The 16,953-nt window shown below is 67.3% G+C and carries 15 protein-coding genes; 12 read left to right on the top strand and 3 right to left on the bottom strand.

Translation table 11 applies throughout. The features are described 5' to 3' along the window. The first annotated feature begins 9 nt into the window (after window positions 1-9). From J2X65_RS22505 to J2X65_RS22560, 12 genes are all read left to right on the top strand, one after another. Window positions 10-828, top strand: coding sequence for an Asp/Glu racemase (locus J2X65_RS22505; RefSeq protein WP_310206185.1), 819 nt, complete (start codon window positions 10-12; stop codon window positions 826-828). Beyond that, window positions 825-1,397 carry a TRAP transporter small permease gene (locus J2X65_RS22510; RefSeq protein ID WP_310206188.1) on the top strand — a complete coding sequence of 191 codons (573 nt, stop codon included), beginning with the start codon at window positions 825-827 and terminating at the stop codon, window positions 1,395-1,397. The genes J2X65_RS22505 and J2X65_RS22510 overlap by 4 nt, the downstream gene beginning before the upstream one ends. Then, complete coding sequence (locus J2X65_RS22515) at window positions 1,394-2,680, top strand: TRAP transporter large permease (protein WP_310206190.1); 1,287 nt, start codon at window positions 1,394-1,396, stop codon at window positions 2,678-2,680. The genes J2X65_RS22510 and J2X65_RS22515 overlap by 4 nt, the downstream gene beginning before the upstream one ends. Before the next feature lie 170 nt (window positions 2,681-2,850). Next, window positions 2,851-4,068, top strand: a complete 1,218-nt coding sequence (locus J2X65_RS22520; protein ID WP_310206194.1) for an efflux RND transporter periplasmic adaptor subunit — start codon at window positions 2,851-2,853, stop codon at window positions 4,066-4,068. Between the two features lie 10 nt (window positions 4,069-4,078). Then, window positions 4,079-7,234: a multidrug efflux RND transporter permease subunit gene (locus J2X65_RS22525; RefSeq protein ID WP_310206197.1), complete on the top strand. Its 3,156-nt coding sequence runs from the start codon at window positions 4,079-4,081 to the stop codon at window positions 7,232-7,234. A 52-nt stretch (window positions 7,235-7,286) separates the two neighbouring features. Beyond that, complete coding sequence (locus tag J2X65_RS22530) at window positions 7,287-7,631, top strand: hypothetical protein (protein ID WP_310206200.1); 345 nt, start codon at window positions 7,287-7,289, stop codon at window positions 7,629-7,631. 308 nt (window positions 7,632-7,939) lie between these two features. Next, complete coding sequence (locus tag J2X65_RS22535; RefSeq protein WP_310206204.1) at window positions 7,940-8,209, top strand: hypothetical protein; 270 nt, start codon at window positions 7,940-7,942, stop codon at window positions 8,207-8,209. A gap of 178 nt (window positions 8,210-8,387) precedes the next feature. After that, window positions 8,388-9,107, top strand: a complete 720-nt coding sequence (locus tag J2X65_RS22540) for a response regulator (protein WP_310206207.1) — start codon at window positions 8,388-8,390, stop codon at window positions 9,105-9,107. Continuing rightward, the gene (locus J2X65_RS22545) at window positions 9,104-10,645 is read left to right on the top strand and encodes an ATP-binding protein (RefSeq protein ID WP_310206210.1); all 1,542 of its coding nucleotides are present in this window, start codon (window positions 9,104-9,106) and stop codon (window positions 10,643-10,645) included. The genes J2X65_RS22540 and J2X65_RS22545 overlap by 4 nt, the downstream gene beginning before the upstream one ends. Before the next feature lie 916 nt (window positions 10,646-11,561). Continuing rightward, entirely contained in the window at window positions 11,562-12,803 is a 1,242-nt protein-coding gene (locus J2X65_RS22550; RefSeq protein ID WP_310206212.1) for a Hint domain-containing protein, read from the top strand. A gap of 281 nt (window positions 12,804-13,084) precedes the next feature. After that, complete coding sequence (locus J2X65_RS22555) at window positions 13,085-14,161, top strand: glycosyltransferase (RefSeq protein ID WP_310206215.1); 1,077 nt, start codon at window positions 13,085-13,087, stop codon at window positions 14,159-14,161. A 180-nt stretch (window positions 14,162-14,341) separates the two neighbouring features. Further along, window positions 14,342-14,569, top strand: a complete 228-nt coding sequence (locus J2X65_RS22560) for a hypothetical protein (RefSeq protein ID WP_310206217.1) — start codon at window positions 14,342-14,344, stop codon at window positions 14,567-14,569. Window positions 14,570-14,602: 33 nt separating this feature from the next. Here the strand turns inward: J2X65_RS22560 and ldtR are convergent, their stop codons facing one another. The 3 genes from ldtR to J2X65_RS22575 form a co-directional block, all read right to left on the bottom strand. After that, window positions 14,603-15,115, bottom strand: coding sequence for a transcriptional regulator LdtR (gene ldtR / locus J2X65_RS22565; RefSeq protein WP_310206220.1), 513 nt, complete (start codon window positions 15,113-15,115; stop codon window positions 14,603-14,605). Between the two features lie 179 nt (window positions 15,116-15,294). Next, window positions 15,295-15,726, bottom strand: a complete 432-nt coding sequence (locus tag J2X65_RS22570; RefSeq protein WP_310206223.1) for a DUF6163 family protein — start codon at window positions 15,724-15,726, stop codon at window positions 15,295-15,297. A gap of 25 nt (window positions 15,727-15,751) precedes the next feature. Further along, on the bottom strand, window positions 15,752-16,816 hold the full coding sequence (locus tag J2X65_RS22575) for an enoyl-CoA hydratase/isomerase family protein (RefSeq protein ID WP_310206226.1): 1,065 nt from the start codon (window positions 16,814-16,816) through the stop codon (window positions 15,752-15,754). Between the last annotated feature and the right edge of the window lie 137 nt (window positions 16,817-16,953).

The following is a 16,953-nucleotide window of genomic DNA, read 5'->3' on the forward strand; positions in this document are numbered from 1 at the left end:
CCTATCGACATGACCGCACTTACTGGTGAGGAAGCCCGCCCGGGCTTCCGTTACGACGGCTACGCCACGCTGGGCCGCCTCGGCCTCATCTACATCGCCTCCAGCATCGTCATGGACGCCGAATGGGTGGCCATGGCGGCGCCGGGCCTGTCGATCCACACCACCCGCGTGCGCCTGCCCAAGGTGACGCTGGAAGGCATCGACCAGATGATGAACGCGCCGGAGCTGGAGCAATCCGCCCGCCTCGTCGGCTCGGCGCCGATCGACGTGCTGTGCTTCGGCGGCACCAGCGCCTCCTTCGTCTACGGCACCGCCTATGACAAGGCGCTGATCAGCCGCATGGAGGGCTGGGCGCCGGGAGTGAAGGCGACCACCGCCTCCACCGCCTCGCTCGCCGCGCTCAAGGAGGTGAAGGCCGGCCCGGTGGCGCTGGCGACGCCCTATGTCGAGGCCATCCACCAGCGGGCGATCAACTTCCTTGAATCCAACGGCCACCAGGTGCTGAACAGCGGCCATCTCGGCATCGACGAGGATTGGGCGCTGGCCGAGGTGCCGCTGGAAAAGGTGTTCGACCATGTCGTCGCCTGCGACCACCCGGACGCCACGGCGATCTTCATCTCCTGCACCAATTTCCGCTCGGCCGGTGTCATCGAGGCGCTGGAGACCGCGCTCGGCAAGCCGGTGATCTCCGCCGTGCAGGCCTCGTTCTGGCATTGCCTGGAGGTGGCCGGCATCGACGGCGCGCGTCCCGGCTACGGGCAGCTCTTCGCCCGCCGGCTCGCCGAGCCCGCCCAGGACAGCTCCAAACCTCGGGAGGCAGCCCCGTGAGCCTGAACATTCTCGGCGCCCGGCGTACGCCATCGGACATTCTGGGCCGCTTCTCCCTCATCGGCGCGGCCTCCTGGCTGCTGGAGACGGTCGGCATGCTGCTCATGGTGGCGCTGAGCGTCCTGGTGCTCGCCAACGCCACCGGCCGCTATTTCTTCAACAACCCGCTGCCCTGGACAGAGGAAGCCGTCTCGATCCTGCTGGTATGGATCGCCGCGGTCGGCGTGGTGCTCGCGGCCGGGCGAGGTGCTCTCGTCGGCTGCGAGATCGTCACCAGCCGGCTGAACGCGCGCAATGCCCGCACCCTCACCCGCGCGATCAGCTTCGCCAGCGCGCTGCTGATGCTGGCCGTCGCCTGGTTTTCCTGGCGCTACATGCAGGTGTTCGGCCGTGACGTGACCCCGATGCTCGACATCCCGAAATCCTGGATCTCGGGGGGCCTGCTCGCCGCCTCCCTCGGCATGGCCGCCGCGTTTCTCTACCGCACCGTCGTGCCGCACAAGCTGGTCCTCATCGAGGACATCGCGGAGGAGATCGCCGACCACCCGGCTCATGAGGTGAAACTATGATGCTCGCTCTCGCCGGCGGCTCGCTGGTCGCCCTCTGCGCCCTGGTGGTGATCGGCTTCCCGATCATCGTGGCGCTGGTCGCCTCGGTGTTCCTCTTCCTGTCGATGAGCGGCGGCTGGTCGCTCGCCTTGCCGCAACAGACGCTCACCGGCGTCGCCGACTACATCCTCGTCACCCTGCCGCTGTTCATTCTCGCCGGCGGCATCATGAACAATGGCGGCATCGCCAAGCGGCTGTTCGACTTTGCCGTGGCGCTGGTCGGCTGGATGCGCGGCGGCCTCGCCCATGTCGACGTGGTCACCTCGGTGCTGTTCGGCGGCATGATCGGCACCTCGGTGGCCGATCTTGCCGGCACCGGCTCGGTCACCATCCCGCATCTGAAGAAGCACGGCTATCCCGGCCCGTTCGCCGCGGCGGTCACCGCCACCTCCTCGGGGATAGGCGTGCTGATCCCGCCCTCCTCGCCGATGATCCTCTATTCGGCGGTGACCGGCACCTCGCTCGGCGCGCTGTTCCTCGCCGGCGTGGTGCCCGGCTTGCTGATGGGCGGCATGATGATGGGGGTCATCTACTACCTCGCCGGCCGCAAGGGCTGGGGCGCCGCCGGCCCCTTCATGCCCGCCGAGGTCTGGCGCACCGGCAAGCGGGCGGTGCTGCCGCTCGGCCTGCCCGCCTTCATCCTGATCAGCCTGATCTCCGGCGTCTGCACGCCGAGCGAGGCCGGTGCCTTCGCCCTCGCCTACGCCTTCGTGCTGTCGAAGTTCGTCTATCGCTCCATCACCTGGGCGGAGCTGCGCAAGGTGACTGTGGACGGCGTGATAATGACCGGCGAGGTGCTGATCGTGGTCGGCTTCTCCACCGCGCTCGGCTGGGCGCTGTCGCAGGCCAAGGTGCCGATGGTGCTGGCGGAGGGCCTGCAGCTGCTGTTCCCCTTCGAGGGGCAGACGCTGAAGCTGCTCGTGCTGCTGCTGCTGGCGCTGATCGCCGGCATGGTGCTCGATCCGCTGATCCCGATGATCATGCCGGTGCTGCTGCCCTCGCTGATCGCCATGCAGGTGGATCTGGTGCATTTCGGCGTGCTGATCGTGGTGACGGTGGTGATCGGCCAGATCACCCCGCCGGTCGCCATCGCGATATTGGTCTCGGCCAAGATCGCCAGGGAGGACGTGGTGGACGTGTTCCGGGCCAACATGCCGTTCTTCTGGGGCATGATCGCCTTCCTCATCCTGCTCACGGCGGTGCCGTGGCTCTCCACCGGCCTGCCTTCGCTGATGGCCGAATGACGACGGCGGCGGCGGTCCCATGGCCGCCGCCGGCAACTTGAAGCGACAAATGTAACAATCCGTCGCGCATCGATGCCTGGCGACAGCCGGCGACAAAATCGATGCTGCATCGCGGAAACTCCGCGACAATTGCCCGCTAGCGTTCGTCCCGGTTCAAACAAGGGACAGCTATGCGCACCCCCGTCACTCTTGCCGTGACACTCGCCACCTGCCTGTCGGTAGCCGCCGCCCTGGCCGCGTTCCATCTCGTCTTCGAGATTCCGGCCGGCCTGCCGTCCGAGGCGCAGGCGCAGACCGCACAGCCGTCCCAGCCCCCGCCCCCCACGGTCACGGTCGCCCGTCCGGTCCGGCGCGAGATCGTCGAATGGCGCGAATTCGCCGGCCGCTTCGAGCCCAGCGCCGCGGTGGAGATCCGCGGCCGCGTCGCCGGCCATCTCGCTTCCATCGCCATCGAGGACGGCGCGCTGGTCGAAGCCGGGCAGTTGCTGTTCACCATCGATCCCCGCCCCTATCGCGCCGCGCTCGACGAGGCGCGCGCCCAGCTGGCCAGCGCCGTCGCCCAGGTCGAGCTCGCCGATCTCGAACTCGGCCGCGCCGAGCAGCTGGTCAGCACCAGTGCTGTGTCTCAGGCAACGCTTGACCAGCGCCGCCAGCAGAAGAAGGCCGCCGATGCCGCCAAGGCGCTGGCGGAGGCCGCCGCCTCGCGCGCCGAGATCGACCTCGGCTTTACCGAGGTCCGCGCCCCCTTCGCCGGCCGCATCTCCAATCGCCGGCTGGACGTCGGCGCGCTGGTGTCGGACGGCGCCATCCTGACCACGCTGGTGGCGCTCGATCCCCTGTATTTCGTGTTCGACATCAGCGAGCAGGACCTGCTCGCCTACCGGCAGGCCGCGGCGAGCGGCACGCTGCCGCTGCTCTATGGCCGGCGCATCGCGGTCGAGGCGCGCGGGCAGTCCGATCGCGACTGGCCGCACAAGGGCACCATCGATTTCGTCGACAACCGGCTGGAAGCCGGCGCCGGCACGCTGAGGGCGCGCGCGGTGATCGCCAATACCGGGGATCGCCTGATTCCCGGCCAGTTCGGGCGGGTGCGCCTGCCCTTCTCCGGCGCCTATCCCGCGATGCTGGTGCCGGAGACGGCGCTGATGACCGACCAGGCCGAGCGGGCGGTGTTCACCGTGGCGGCGGACGGCACCGTCAGCTCCGCCAAGGTGGAGCTCGGCCCGCGCCAGGCGGATGGGCTGCGCATCGTGCGCGGCGGTCTCGACCCGGACGATCGCGTCGTCGTCAGCGGCCTCATGCGCGTGCGGCCCGGACAGAAGGTGACGGCACAGGCCGCCGATAGCGAGCCGCGCGCCGCCGCGCTGGCCCCAACTCCCGTCAATTGAGGGCTGTCCGATGCGCCTCGCCCATTTCTGCATCGACCGGCCGATCTTCGCCTCCGTGCTGTCCATCCTCGTGGTGCTGGTCGGCCTTGCCGGCTATGTCACCCTGCCGCTGGCGCAATATCCGGAGATCGCCCCGCCCACCGTGGTGGTGAACGCGCAATATCCCGGCGCCTCGGCGGAAGTGGTCAGCAACACGGTGGCGACACCGATCGAGCAGGAGATCAACGGCGTCGAGAACATGCTCTACATGTCCTCGCAGGCGACCGGCGACGGCCAGCTCTCGATCACCGTCACCTTCGCGCTCGGCACCGATGTCGACGAGGCGCAGGTGCTGGTGCAGAACCGCGTCGCCGTGGCCGAGCCGCGCCTGCCGGAGGATGTGCGCCGCCTCGGCGTCACCGTGCGCAAGTCGTCGCCGCACATCCTCTTGGTGGTGCAGCTGTTCTCGCCGGATAATACGCGCGACCAACTCTATCTCGCCAATTACGCCACCCTGCAGCTGCGTGACGCGCTGCTGCGCGTGCCCGGCGTCGGCGATGTGCGCATGCCGGCCTCGCGCGACTATGCCATGGTGGTCTGGCTCGATCCCGACCGCGTCGCCGCCCGCAACCTCACTGCCGGCGAGGTGGTGGCGGCGCTCCGGGCGCAGAACGTGCAGGTCGCCGCCGGTGTGATCAACCAGCCGCCGGTGCCCGCCGCGGGGGCCTTCCAGCTCAATGTCGAGACGCTGGGCCGCCTGTCCGATCCGGCGCAGTTCGAGGACATCATCGTGCGCACCGATGCGGATGGCCGCGTCACCCGCGTGCGCGACATCGCCCGCGTCGAGCTGACGGCGCAGAGCTACCGCGCCGGCGCCAATTTCGACGGCCGGCCGTCGCAGCCGATCCAGGTGTTCCAGCAGCCGGGCTCCAACGCGCTGGAGACGGCCGAGCGGGTCGCGCAGGAGATGGCCCGGCTCGGCGAGCGCCTGCCGGCCGGCCTCGCCTACGACATCCCGTTCAACCCGACGCTGTTCATCGCGGAATCGGTGGACGAGGTCTACAAGACCCTCGCCGAGGCGATCCTCCTGGTGGTGGCCGTCGTCATCCTGTTCCTGCAGAGCTGGCGCGCCGCCATCATCCCCGTCCTCGCCATCCCGATCTCGCTGATCGGTACTTTCGCGGTGATGGCGACGCTGGGCTATTCGCTCAACAACCTGTCGCTGCTCGGGCTGGTGCTGGCCATCGGCATCGTGGTGGACGACGCCATCGTGGTGGTGGAGAACATCGAGCGGCATCTGCGCGCCGGCCTGTCGCCGCGCGATGCGGCGCATCGCTCGATGGACGAGATCTCCGGCGCGCTGGTCGCCATCGCGCTGGTGCTGTCGGCGGTGTTCATTCCCGCCGCCTTGATACCCGGCATTTCCGGCCAGTTCTTCCGCCAGTTCGCCGTCACCATCGCCGCCTCGACCATCATCTCGGCTTTCGTCTCGCTCACCCTCAGCCCGGCCCTCGGCGCCCTGCTCTTGCGGCCGCATCAGCCGCACGCGCCCCGGCGCGGGCCGCTCGGCTGGCCGGCGCGCGGCTTTGCCGCCTTCAACACCGGCTTCGACCGGCTGGCGGGCGGCTATGCCGGCCTGACCCGGCGGGTGCTGCGGCTCGGCGCCTTCACGCTGATCCCCTATGCCGGACTGCTGGCGCTCACCGGCTGGCAGCTGGAGCGCGCTCCGCGCGGCTTCATCCCCGAGATGGACCAAGGCTACTTCATCACCTCGGTGCAGCTGCCGCCCGGCTCGGCCTTGTCCCGCACCGAGACTGTGATGACGGAACTGTCGAACCGGCTGATGGAGATGGACGGCGTCGCTCACGTCGTCGCCATCGCCGGTCTCGACGGCGCCACCTTCACCAATGCCTCCTCGAACGGCGTCGCCTTCGTCATCCTCGATCCCTTCGCCGAGCGGGCGGCGCGCAATCTCGGCGTCGACGCGGTGATGGCGGCGATGCCGCGCCGCACCGCCGACCTCACCGAAGCCCGGCTCATCCCGATCAAGCCGCCCTCGGTGCGCGGCATGGGCAATGCCGGCGGCTTCAAGATGATGGTGCAGGATCGGGGCGGCGGTACCCCGGCCGAGCTGGAGGCGGCCTTGCGCGCGGTGGTGGCGGAGGCTGCCCGCCATCCCGAGCTGGTACGGGTCTTCACCCCCTTCAACACCGCCACGCCCAAGCTCTATGCCGACATCGACCGGGTGAAGGCGGAGATGCTCGGCGTCCCGGCGAGCCGGGTCTTCGAGACGCTGGAGGTCTATCTCGGCTCGTCCTACGTGAACGACTTCAACTTCCTCGGCCGCACCTTCCAGGTGCGCGCGCAGGCGGACGGCGCCTTCCGGCAGGATCCCGCCGTCGTCGCCGGCTTCCGCACCCGCAACGATTCGGGCGCCATGGTGCCCTTGAGCGCGGTGGCGAATTTCGAGGAGCGCACCGGCCCCTACCGCGTGCCGCGCTACAATCTCGCCATGGCCGGCGAGGTGCAGGGGGCGAGCGCGCCGGGCACGTCCACCGGCGGCGCGCTTGACCGCATGGAGGAGATCGCCCGACAGGTGCTCCCGGACGGCTACGGCTTCGAATGGACCGAGCTCGCTTTGCAGGAGCGGCTCGCCGGCAATTCCGGCCTGATCGTGTTCGCCGCCTCCATCGTCTTCGTCTTCCTGCTGCTGGCGGCGCAGTACGAGAGCTGGATGCTGCCGCTTTCCGTCATGCTCATCGTGCCAATGTGCCTGCTCGCGGCGGTGAGCGGTCTGCTGGTCGCGGCGATGGACGTGAACATATTGGCGCAGATCGGCTTCGTGGTGCTGATCGGCCTCGCCGCCAAGAACGCCATCCTGGTCGTCGAATTCGCCCGCCAGCGCGAGGAGGAAGGCCTGAGCCCGGCCGAGGCCGCGGTGGATGCGGCGCGGGTGCGGCTGCGCCCGATCCTGATGACCTCGCTGGCCTTCATCCTCGGCGTGGTGCCGCTGGTGCTCGCGCAGGGCGCGGGGGCCGAGCTGCGCCAGGCCCTGGGGGTCACGGTGTTCTCCGGCATGCTGGGGGTGACGCTGTTCGGCCTCGTCTTCACCCCGGCCTTCTACGTGATCTGCCGCGCGCTGCCGCGGCGGTCCCGCGCGCCGAAACCGGTGCGCGAACACGCCTGAGGCCGCCGCGCGCGGCCTTGATCATTCACTTCCTTCCGGAACGGAGGTTCACATGCCCTACGATCCCGAACGGCCTTCCGCCGGCTGGCGAGACATCGGCGCCGGCTTCCTGCTCTCCGCCGCCATCCTCCTCGGCATGGTGGTGTTCGGCGATGCCGGCACCGACATCGACCCGCTCGCCCTGCACGCCGCCGACCCGCCGGTCGTCAGCCGGCAGTTCGTCGACGACGAGCAGGAAGACGACGCCTGGGGTCTCTACGAAGACGGGCGGCCCGCCCAGCCGCCGACCTATCAGGTGATGACGCCGGCCGCCTCCTCGCGCGCCCGGCTGTACTGCCGCGGCGAACTCCCCGCCAACGTGTTCGACGTGCGGCTGAAGGAATACACGCACTCCTAGCCCGCCATCCCGGCCGCCCCGGCAACGGACGACACATGAAACGCGCCGGCGGCACCCACCGCCGGCGCGTTTCGTCGTTGGAAAGACGACACCCACTTCCCCGCCCACATGCCCCCGCGACGGAAAATGTATCCGGCGCCCAGAAGCCTACAATTTCATCGACTGCCGACACATCGCAGGCACATCTCGCCAAAGCCCTGCGACAGGGCACGTTCATCTTGACCATCAGACGATCAGAGAAGGGTCGTCGCCGAAAGTTGTTTCCCTGAAGCCGATGGCTTCATCCAGACAACCAAAAGGAATGGTACATGCGACTTCATATCACCCTCGCCCTGACGGCTCTTCTGCTCGGCGCCACCGCACTGGCGCCGGCCCATGCCGAGCCGCGCGACCCCAGCGACGCCGAAGGCTATGCCGAGGCGCTGCGCAGCGCCCATCAGGCCCGGCGCGGCGACCTTCCCGCTTCCGCCAAGCCGGGCGCCGGCCAGCCCTTCCGCTACACCAACACCCCCTCCACCATCGGCGTCGAGCCCTACATCGCCCGCACCATCGAGCGGAACGCCCGCGGCGACCGCTGACCGGAGCGCCGCGGACGCGCCTTCCGAGGGGCGTTCGCGGCACCGGCGGCCGGGATTGGCGCCCGCCGGATGGAATTGTCGCAATCCATCGCGCACCTGGTGTCGGCGACATTCTGCGACAATTTTTTCGGCCGCGCCGCAGATTCTCCCTATATTGGGAACGGCAAAGGGCCAGCTCATGGAAGCGACACCGCACATTGCCGTCGTCGACGACAATCGCGATATCCGCGATCTGGTCGGCAAATATCTGCAGAAGCATGATTACCGCGTCAGCCTCGCCGAGAACGCGGCGGCGCTGCGGCGCCTTGTCGAGCGCAACGCCATCGACCTCGTCGTGCTCGACATCATGATGCCCGGCGAGGACGGCCTCTCGCTCTGCCGCTTCCTGCGCGAATCCACCCAGCTGCCGGTGATCATGCTCACCGCCATGGCGGAGGAGACCGACCGCATCGTCGGGCTGGAGCTCGGCGCCGACGACTACCTCACCAAGCCGTTCAACCCGCGCGAGCTGCTGGCCCGCATCAAGGCGGTGCTGCGCCGGGTGCAGAGCCTGCCACCGCAGCGGGCGCAGATCCAGGCCAAGGAAGTGCGCTTCGATCGCTGGGTGCTCAATGTCGGTCGCCGCGAGCTCGTCGACCAGGACGGGATGAGCGTACCGCTCAGCACCGCCGAGTTCCGGCTGCTCAGCGTGTTCATCGACCATGCCGGGCTCGTCCTCAGCCGCGACCAGCTGCTCGACCTCACTGTCGGCCGCAATGCCGAGCCGTTCGACCGGGCGATCGACAACCGCGTCAGCCGGCTGCGCAAGAAGATCGAGACCGATCCGAAATCGCCGGCGCTGATCAAGACCCATTGGGGCGGCGGCTACAGTTTCTCCGCGGAGGTGGTGTCGCGATGATCCGGTTGTGGAGCCGCAGCCTTACCGCGCGCTTTGTCGCCATCATGTTGCTTGCGCTCGCCTTTTCGCAGGGGGTGAGCTTCCTGCTGTCGATGGACGAGCGCGGTCAGGCGCTCAACAAGGCCGCCAAGACCGAGTTCCTCAGCCGCTCGGCCTCGGTCGCCCAGCTTCTCGAATCCACGCCGCCCGAGCTGCGGGCGGACATATTGCGCGCCAGCGGCACCAGCTACACGCGCTTCTGGGTGACGCCGGGCTTCCCCTCCGATGCCGACGCCTGGCGTCGGGACGCCAAAACGCGGCTCGCCGAACCATTGCCGACCGTCGCCAGCCTCGCCACGCCCGGCAACGCGGCCATGGCGCATGACGACGCCTCCATGCCCGGCCCCACGACAGGCAAGGCCCACGCAACCGACATGCCGTCCTGGGTGGAGATGCCCGCCTATGCCTGGCCATTGTCGCGGCCGGCAAAATTCCTGCGGCTCGACGACGCCAACGGCATGGGCCTGGCGGTGCGGCTGCAGGATGGTTCCTGGCTGTCCAGCGCCTACGGCAAGAAGATCGTCAACAGCATCTGGTCCTCGCAGTCCCTGCTGTCCCTGGGCGTCACCGCGCTGGTTCTGTCGATCAGCGCCGCCTTCATCGCCCGCTGGATGACCCGCCCCATGCACCGCCTCGCCGTGGCCGCCGAGGCCCTGGGACGCGGCGAGAGCGTCGAGCCCCTGCCGGAAAAGGGGCCGGACGACATCCGTCAGGCGGCGGTGGCGTTCAACCTGATGCAGGCGCGCCTGCAACGCTTCGTCGAGGACCGCACGCGCATGCTGGCGGCGATCGGGCATGATCTGCGCACGCCGATCACCTCGCTGCGGCTGCGCGCCGAATTCGTCGCCGACGACGAGACCCGCGACAAGATGCTGTCGACTATCGACGAGTTGCGCGCCATGACCGAGGCGACGCTGGCCTTCTCCCGCGAGCAGGCGGCCGAGGAGCCGACGCGCAATGTCGATCTCACCGCACTGGTGGAAAGCATGTGCGACGACCTCGTCGAGCTTGGCCAGGAGGTGAGCTTCGCCGAAGCTCCCCGGATCGGCTATCGCTGCCGCGCCGATGCGCTCCGGCGCGCCGTCCGCAATCTGGTGGAGAACGCCGTGCGCTACGGCGAGCGGGCGCGCGTCGCCGTGCATTCCCGGCCAAGCGCCATCGAGATCGTGGTGGAGGATGACGGGCCGGGCATTCCGGCCGATACCATGGAGCGGGTGTTCGCCCCCTTCTTCCGGCTGGAGAACTCCCGCAATCGCGAGACCGGCGGCATCGGGCTCGGGCTGTCCATCGCCCGCAATGTCGTGCGCCACCATGGCGGCGATGTCACGCTCACCAACACCGGCAACGGATTGCGGGCTGTCATCAGCCTGCCCCACGCCACGCTCGCGGAGGGGCGTGACGTCGACAGCGGCGAGGGCAAGCCTGGCGACAATGCCCGCGCCCGCCTTGCGGCCTGGCGCGGCCATGGCCCCAACCGCCCGAAGCCCGCGGCGGTCTGAGCGACCTTCCCGCGGCGGGCCTGTAGGCAACCTCGCTTCCCCGGACTTTCTTGGGTTCAAGGCTTTTCTGAGCCTCTGCGCGCTTCGCCCTGAGCCTCCCCCCGCCCCGGAGCTCCCGAGGCGTCGCCGCTTGGGCGCCGGCTCTTCCGGATTCCGAACGTAGCGCCACGCCGCCGACACGGCCGGCCGCGCATCGCGGCACCTCACGCATTGCCCGCTGCCCGCCTTCGCGGCACGCCCGATCGACAGTGCCGCATTCCCGGGCGCCACGAGCCTGGGAGGCTCGCGCACGCGATGTCGGCGACATAGAGCCAGACGCTCTGAGACAGCTTTCGGTAAAAAATCAGAAGAAAAGAAACCGAAAGCCTAGGTCACACTGGCTGACTTATCCGCGGAGATTCCAGGGAAATCCGAGACTTAGCATCCGTAAACTCCCCTATGTCGCCGGCCGGATAGAGGGTGCGCTGCGCACTTTTCGAAATAAAATCCGGCAGAATAGGTTTCGAATGAAATTAATGCGAAGATTCGACACCAAGCTCTGGCATACTTTACGCCGCATTCACAGAATCTTATATCCCCGACCGCGAACCATTTCCGCCCGGCGGTCGACAGGGCGATTGACTCCCCCCTAGGAATCCGCAAGAGTTTCGGACCTAGAGTCTATCTTCGTATAAATTTCGAATATTACACAATCTGGAATCTACGACTCTCCCGTCGGGCGAGAAGGAATCACTATGATCGAATGAATGCGGAAATGCCGTAACGCAATACTGATGAATGTCGGTATCTCGTTAGCATCGTAAGCAATGAGTTAAATGGCAATGTATTTAATACGCATATTCGATGTGCGTAGTGAATTTTTATTGCCATTTATCATTAAATAACCGTTTGTTTTCCACCACATGGGGCACGAAATATGGCTGTTATTGGCGTTAATCTTCTCAATTCCGATCAGACCGTAAGCGAAGCCAACGGCTTTGAGGCGGGAGATACGGTTTCGATCACCGCGCTCGGCGATCACACGCTGACCATCGACGGCGTCGATACGACCGTCAGCTACGGCGCGGGCCTGACCGCCGTTTCGAATGTGACGATCGCCGCCATCAACGACGCGGATGTCGTCATCGACAACGGCCTCCTCAGCGCCGGCCTCATCAGCAACCTTACCTATTCGGTAGGCGACACCTCGGGCATCACCGTCGAATCCGGCACGGTCGCGCTCGGCGTCGGCACCACCCAGACGGTGGCGTTCTCCGGCAGTGGCGCCGGCAGCTTCAATTACGTCGACAACACGCTTCTGCCCACCGCCGTGAGCTTCAACATCACCGGCTTCACCACTGGTGACTCGCTGGGGGCCACGGGGCTCGACTTTTCCAATTTCTCGTACAATTCCGGCACCGGCGTCGGCACCTTCGTCTTCGGTGGCGGCACCCTGCAGGATGGGGTGACCTACAACGTGCAGGGCATGAGCCCCGACGACGCCGCGGCGATCATCGCCGGCCCCCCGTCCGAGTTCATCAATGCCGAAGGCGCCTTCGTCAATCCGGTCTGCTTCGTGCGCGGCACGCTGATCGACACGCCGGAGGGCCCGGTGGCGATCGAGAAGCTGAAGGCCGGCGACAAGGTGATTGGCCGGTCCGGGGTGCGCGAAGTGAAGTGGATCGGCTGGCGCGACTACGGCGTCTCCTGGCTGCGCACCGCCGATCAGAAGCAGCGCGTCGCCCCGGTGCGCATCCATGCCGGTGCCTTTGCCGACAACGTGCCGTCCAGCGACCTCGTGGTTTCCCCCTGGCACCACCTGTTCGTCGGCGGCAAGCTGGTTCGCGCCAACGACCTCGTCAACGGGATCACCATCGTGCAGGAGCTGGACACCCGCTCCGTCTCCTACTGGCATGTGGAACTCGACCAGTTCGACGTGGTGCGGGCGCACGGCATGTTCTCGGAAGCCTGGGCCGATGGCGGCAACCGCGACTTCTTCCAAAATGTCGACGTGACCACGCTGCGTCCCGAGGACAGCAAGCGCCGCAAGGCGGACCGCCCCGGCTTCGAGGCGCTGCGTGACGAGAAGCGCATCCGCGCGATCCGCGACAAGGTCGCCGCCCGTGCCAGGCAGATCGCCAAGGTGGACGCTCCCGCCAGGAGCGTCTCCGCCGCCTGACGCTTCCGCCGGACAAGGACTGCGCGAGGCCCGTTCCGGACAACCGGAGCGGGCCTCGTCTCTCTGGGGCTTCGTCTCTCTGGGGCTTCGTCTCTCTGAGGCTTCGTCTCTCTGGGGCCGGCTTCTGTCCGGCCTGGCGACTTGCGCCGGACCGGGGCTTGCGCATAATCGAGCCGTGCCAGAGTGATACGTAGGAGCGTAGGATACCGGCCCCTCGTACCCCTCGATCGATCTCTGCGCGCCGTATCAGGGATTGAAGGCTCACCACGGAGACCACAGCCATGCGGCACATCGCGGTCACCGGATCCAGCCGATCCAATCCCTATATGGATCTGCTGCTTTCCCGCTGCCCGCCTTCCGTTGCCGTCTCCCGCATCAGCAACAAGAAGATCTCCCAGATCAACGACGCGCCCATACCCGACGTCGTCCTGGTCAATTGGGAGGAGCAGATCTTCACCGGCGCGGATTCGGCGTTCCAGGCCCGCTCACTGGCAACGCGCTACATCCGCGACCTGCGGAAATACGCGGAATCCGGCGGGCACATCGTCTGGATGGTGCACAACGCCCACCCGCACAGCGATCTCTTCACCCATCACCTGACGATGATGCGGAAGAAGATCATGCGCTCCGCCAGCGCGATCCTGCACCAGAACGTCGAGTCGCTGCGCTATGCCGACACGCTGGACAGCGAGGCCGATCCGGACAAGAACTACTACATCCCGCACCCGTCCTATCTCACCGCCTACGATCTCCGCCCGTCATTCGAGGCAGATCGCACATCGGTGCTCATCTTCGGCCGGATACTGCCGTACAAGAACCTTGAGTGGTTCATCCGGTTTCACGAGCTCCACATCCCGAAGACGCCGCTCACCATCGCCGGCCAGGCCGACGACCAGGGATATGTCGAGTACATCGCGAAGTCCATTTCGCAGAACAAGAGGATAAGCTTCGCCGCCGGCCGTATCGAGGACGACGATCTCGCGGCGCATTTCGACAAGGCGAAATGCATCCTGCTGACCGATCACGACACGATAAATTCCGGCGTCGCGCATCTGGCCTTGCAGGGCGGCGCCATCATCGTCGCGCCGGACACCGCCTATTACCGTGAGATCCTGCCGCCGTCGGGGCATCGGTTCTTCTATCAGCCCAACAGCTTCATGAGCCTGAAGAAGGCGGTCAGGAATGCCTTCAAGCTCAACACCGAGGAGCACAGGCAGGTGGTCGAGGCCTATATGCGCCGCGCCGCCTATATCAACAGCGACCGCATCAGCCTGGCACTGTTCCGGGTGCTCGAATCCCTGGTCGGGCAGACGCCGTCCGATGACCGCCATCAGCCGCAAGAGCTCGGCGCCCTGTAGCCCGGTCCTTCCAGCCGGCGCGACGGCATCCCGCCGATCGTGCCGTCAGTTCCCCCAAGCCGGCCTCGCGCCCCCTCCACTTCGCGGGGCTTTGGCGTGCAGGGCGGCAAATGCCGTTCGAGCCTCGAAGACGGTTGACGGCGCCCCGGGCAGGGTCGCGGCATGCAAGGGAGAACCCGGATGCCGGACTTCATCGTCAAGCTCGAACGTACCGTGACCCGGCGCGAAACCGGTACATTCGTGGTCAGCGCCACCGATCTCGGCGAGGCGGAAAGCCTCGCCCGCCAGCATGTCAGGTCGGGCCTCGGCACCGCCATGCGCTGGCGCACCGAGACAGCCGAGCTGCGCCGCCCGGTGGTGGTCGACATCGAGGAGGCCCCTGCCTCGCCGGGCCACCGCGCCGCCTGAGCCCTCGCCCGGACGGCACGGCCGCGCGGGCCGTCAGAGGCGATAGAGGATCTGGTCGGTCCAGAAGCGCTCCAGCCGCTGCAGCGCCTTGTTGATCACCTGGAAATCCTGCGAGCCGATGCCGCCGATCTGCTCGATGGTGGCGATGTGCTTGGCATAGAGCGAGCCGACGATGTCCCGCACCTCCTCGCCCTTGGGGGTGAGGCTGATGCGCACCGCCCGCCGGTCGACCCGCGAGCGCTGGTGATGCAGATAGCCGGTCTCGACCAGTTTCTTGAGATTGTAGGAGACATTGGCGCCGAGATAGTAGCCGCGGGTACGCAGCTCGCCGGCGGTCAGCTCGGAATCGCCGATGTTGAACAGCAGCAGCGCCTGCACCGGATTGACGTCCGAGCGGCCGCGGCGGTCGAACTCGTCCTTCACCACGTCGAGCAGGCGGCGATGCAGCCGCTCCACCAGCGTCAGCGCCTCGTGATACAGCGGCGTGATCGCGCTCTGCGGCGCTTCATCGGGTACGGGCGTCAGGGCCCGTGCTGCGCTTCTCATGTTCGACACCCCGGCTCGACGTCATTGGGGATTTTCGTCCCGCGCGGATTTCTCCCTGCGAGAGCTTCCCTTCGTGTCGTTCCATATTCCGGGGCGCGTCTGAAAGTCCGTTTAAGCGGAAGGATGAATCGAATCCAAACGCCTATGCCTTACAAAAGGTTAAGGCGAGCGGCCGGGCTTCAGCGCTCCGCCTCGCGGCCGGCCTTGTAGGTCAGCCAGGCATAGATCGCGACCAGCACCGTCTCGAAGGCCGCGACGATCAGCAGCCGGCCGACTCCCTCCGGCGAGGAGGCGTTGATCAGGATCTGCACCATGGCGGTGACCAGCCACAGCACCACGCCCCAGGCCGCGCCCAGCCACAGGCCGACCGCCGCCACCGGGTTCATGATCGCCGCCCAGATCACCGCCGCCTGCGCGGCGAGCGACAGCATCTCGAAGCGGCTGCTCTCGCCGTCCCACACGCCGCAGATCAACGTCCAGCTGTAGATGGTCTTCAGCAGCAGCAGCCCGGCAAGGCCGCGCAGATAGATCAGCACCCGCCGCTGCCAGGGCGGCATTGCGGCGCCGGCGGGGCCGAGGGTGGCGTCGATGGGATCGTAGGGTGTGCTCATTACGCCTCAATAGCGGAAAATCGCATCACGTCAGCACCAAATCGTCCGGCAGCTTCTCGTCGAACATCGCGGCGATGGCGGCGGGGTCCACCTCGTCCAGCCGCGCCGGCCGCCAGCGCGGCGCCTGGTCCTTGTCCACCAGCACCGCCCGCACCCCCTCATAGAAGTCGTGCTGGGCCAGCAGCCGCGTCACCAGCCGGAACTCCAGCGTGAGACAGCCGGCGAGATCATGGGCGAGGCCGCGCTGCATCTGCGCGAAGGCGATGTGGACGCTGGTCGGCGATGCCCGGCGGATGGTCTCCGCCTGCTTGGCGGCGAATTCGCCTTCGATGCCCTCCAGCGTAGCGGCATGGTCGAGCGCCGCCATCACCGCCGCGACGCTGCCGCCGGCGAACACCCGGTCGATCAGCGGCAGCAGCGGGCCGAGCGGTGGCGGCGGCGGCACCGCGGCGAACCGCGCCAGCGTCGGTTCGACCGGGTCGCCGGCGGCAAAGGCGTCGATCAGGTCCGGCCAGCGCTCGGCCGGGACATGATGGGTATAGAGGCCGAGCGCCATGGCATCGGCCATGCCGATTCGCGCGCCGGTAATGGCGAGCCAGGCACCGCTCCAGCCCGGCAGGCGCGGCAGCACATAGGTGCCGCCGACATCGGGAAACAGGCCGATCGCCACTTCCGGCATGGCGAAGCCCAATCCCTCCCCGGCGACGCGGTAGCGCGCATGGCCGGAGATGCCGAAGCCGCCGCCGAAGCACAGTCCGCCCACCAGGGCGACGAAGGGCTTGGGATAGACCGAGATCAGATGGTTGAGCGGATATTCGTCGCGCCAGAAGCTGCGCGCCGCCTCGATCCGGCCGGCGCGGCCGAGATCGTGCATCGCCCGCACGTCGCCGCCGACGCAGAAGGCCCGCTCATGCGCTGAGCGCAGCACCACCACCTCCACCGCCGAATCATCGGCCCAGGCGTCGAGCCTCGCGCGGAGTGCGGACACCATTTCGTGATCGAGGGCGTTCAGCGCCTTGGGTCGGTCCAGCGTGATGATCCCGGCCTTTCCCGAGATCTCGAAGCGAATGCCGATGGTCGCAGCTGTCATGCAGGCTCTCCAGGCCGGCCCGGCGGATATCCGGGCCGCGTCATCATGACCTGCGACATATTTCGCGCGATTACGCAATCGTCCGGGTGATTAGGTCGCCTCGAGGCCTTTATGACGTTATAAGTGTTCGAAACTGG

This window comes from Ancylobacter sp. 3268 (genome assembly GCF_031456575.1).
In the GTDB taxonomy this organism is placed as follows: domain Bacteria; phylum Pseudomonadota; class Alphaproteobacteria; order Rhizobiales; family Xanthobacteraceae; genus Ancylobacter.

Excerpts from the sequence above, each read along its gene's own strand:
- J2X65_RS22560 (WP_310206217.1), top strand. The coding sequence starts at position 14,342 with ATGCCGGACTTCATCGTCAAGCTCGAACGTACCGTGACCCGGCGCGAA.
- J2X65_RS22570 (WP_310206223.1), bottom strand. The coding sequence starts at position 15,726 with ATGAGCACACCCTACGATCCCATCGACGCCACCCTCGGCCCCGCCGGC.
- J2X65_RS22525 (WP_310206197.1), top strand. The coding sequence starts at position 4,079 with ATGCGCCTCGCCCATTTCTGCATCGACCGGCCGATCTTCGCCTCCGTG.
- J2X65_RS22535 (WP_310206204.1), top strand. The coding sequence starts at position 7,940 with ATGCGACTTCATATCACCCTCGCCCTGACGGCTCTTCTGCTCGGCGCC.
- J2X65_RS22540 (WP_310206207.1), top strand. The coding sequence starts at position 8,388 with ATGGAAGCGACACCGCACATTGCCGTCGTCGACGACAATCGCGATATC.
- J2X65_RS22555 (WP_310206215.1), top strand. The coding sequence starts at position 13,085 with ATGCGGCACATCGCGGTCACCGGATCCAGCCGATCCAATCCCTATATG.
- J2X65_RS22545 (WP_310206210.1), top strand. The coding sequence starts at position 9,104 with ATGATCCGGTTGTGGAGCCGCAGCCTTACCGCGCGCTTTGTCGCCATC.
- J2X65_RS22550 (WP_310206212.1), top strand. The coding sequence starts at position 11,562 with ATGGCTGTTATTGGCGTTAATCTTCTCAATTCCGATCAGACCGTAAGC.
- J2X65_RS22575 (WP_310206226.1), bottom strand. The coding sequence starts at position 16,816 with ATGACAGCTGCGACCATCGGCATTCGCTTCGAGATCTCGGGAAAGGCC.
- J2X65_RS22530 (WP_310206200.1), top strand. The coding sequence starts at position 7,287 with ATGCCCTACGATCCCGAACGGCCTTCCGCCGGCTGGCGAGACATCGGC.
- J2X65_RS22505 (WP_310206185.1), top strand. The coding sequence starts at position 10 with ATGACCGCACTTACTGGTGAGGAAGCCCGCCCGGGCTTCCGTTACGAC.
- J2X65_RS22515 (WP_310206190.1), top strand. The coding sequence starts at position 1,394 with ATGATGCTCGCTCTCGCCGGCGGCTCGCTGGTCGCCCTCTGCGCCCTG.
- ldtR (WP_310206220.1), bottom strand. The coding sequence starts at position 15,115 with ATGAGAAGCGCAGCACGGGCCCTGACGCCCGTACCCGATGAAGCGCCG.
- J2X65_RS22520 (WP_310206194.1), top strand. The coding sequence starts at position 2,851 with ATGCGCACCCCCGTCACTCTTGCCGTGACACTCGCCACCTGCCTGTCG.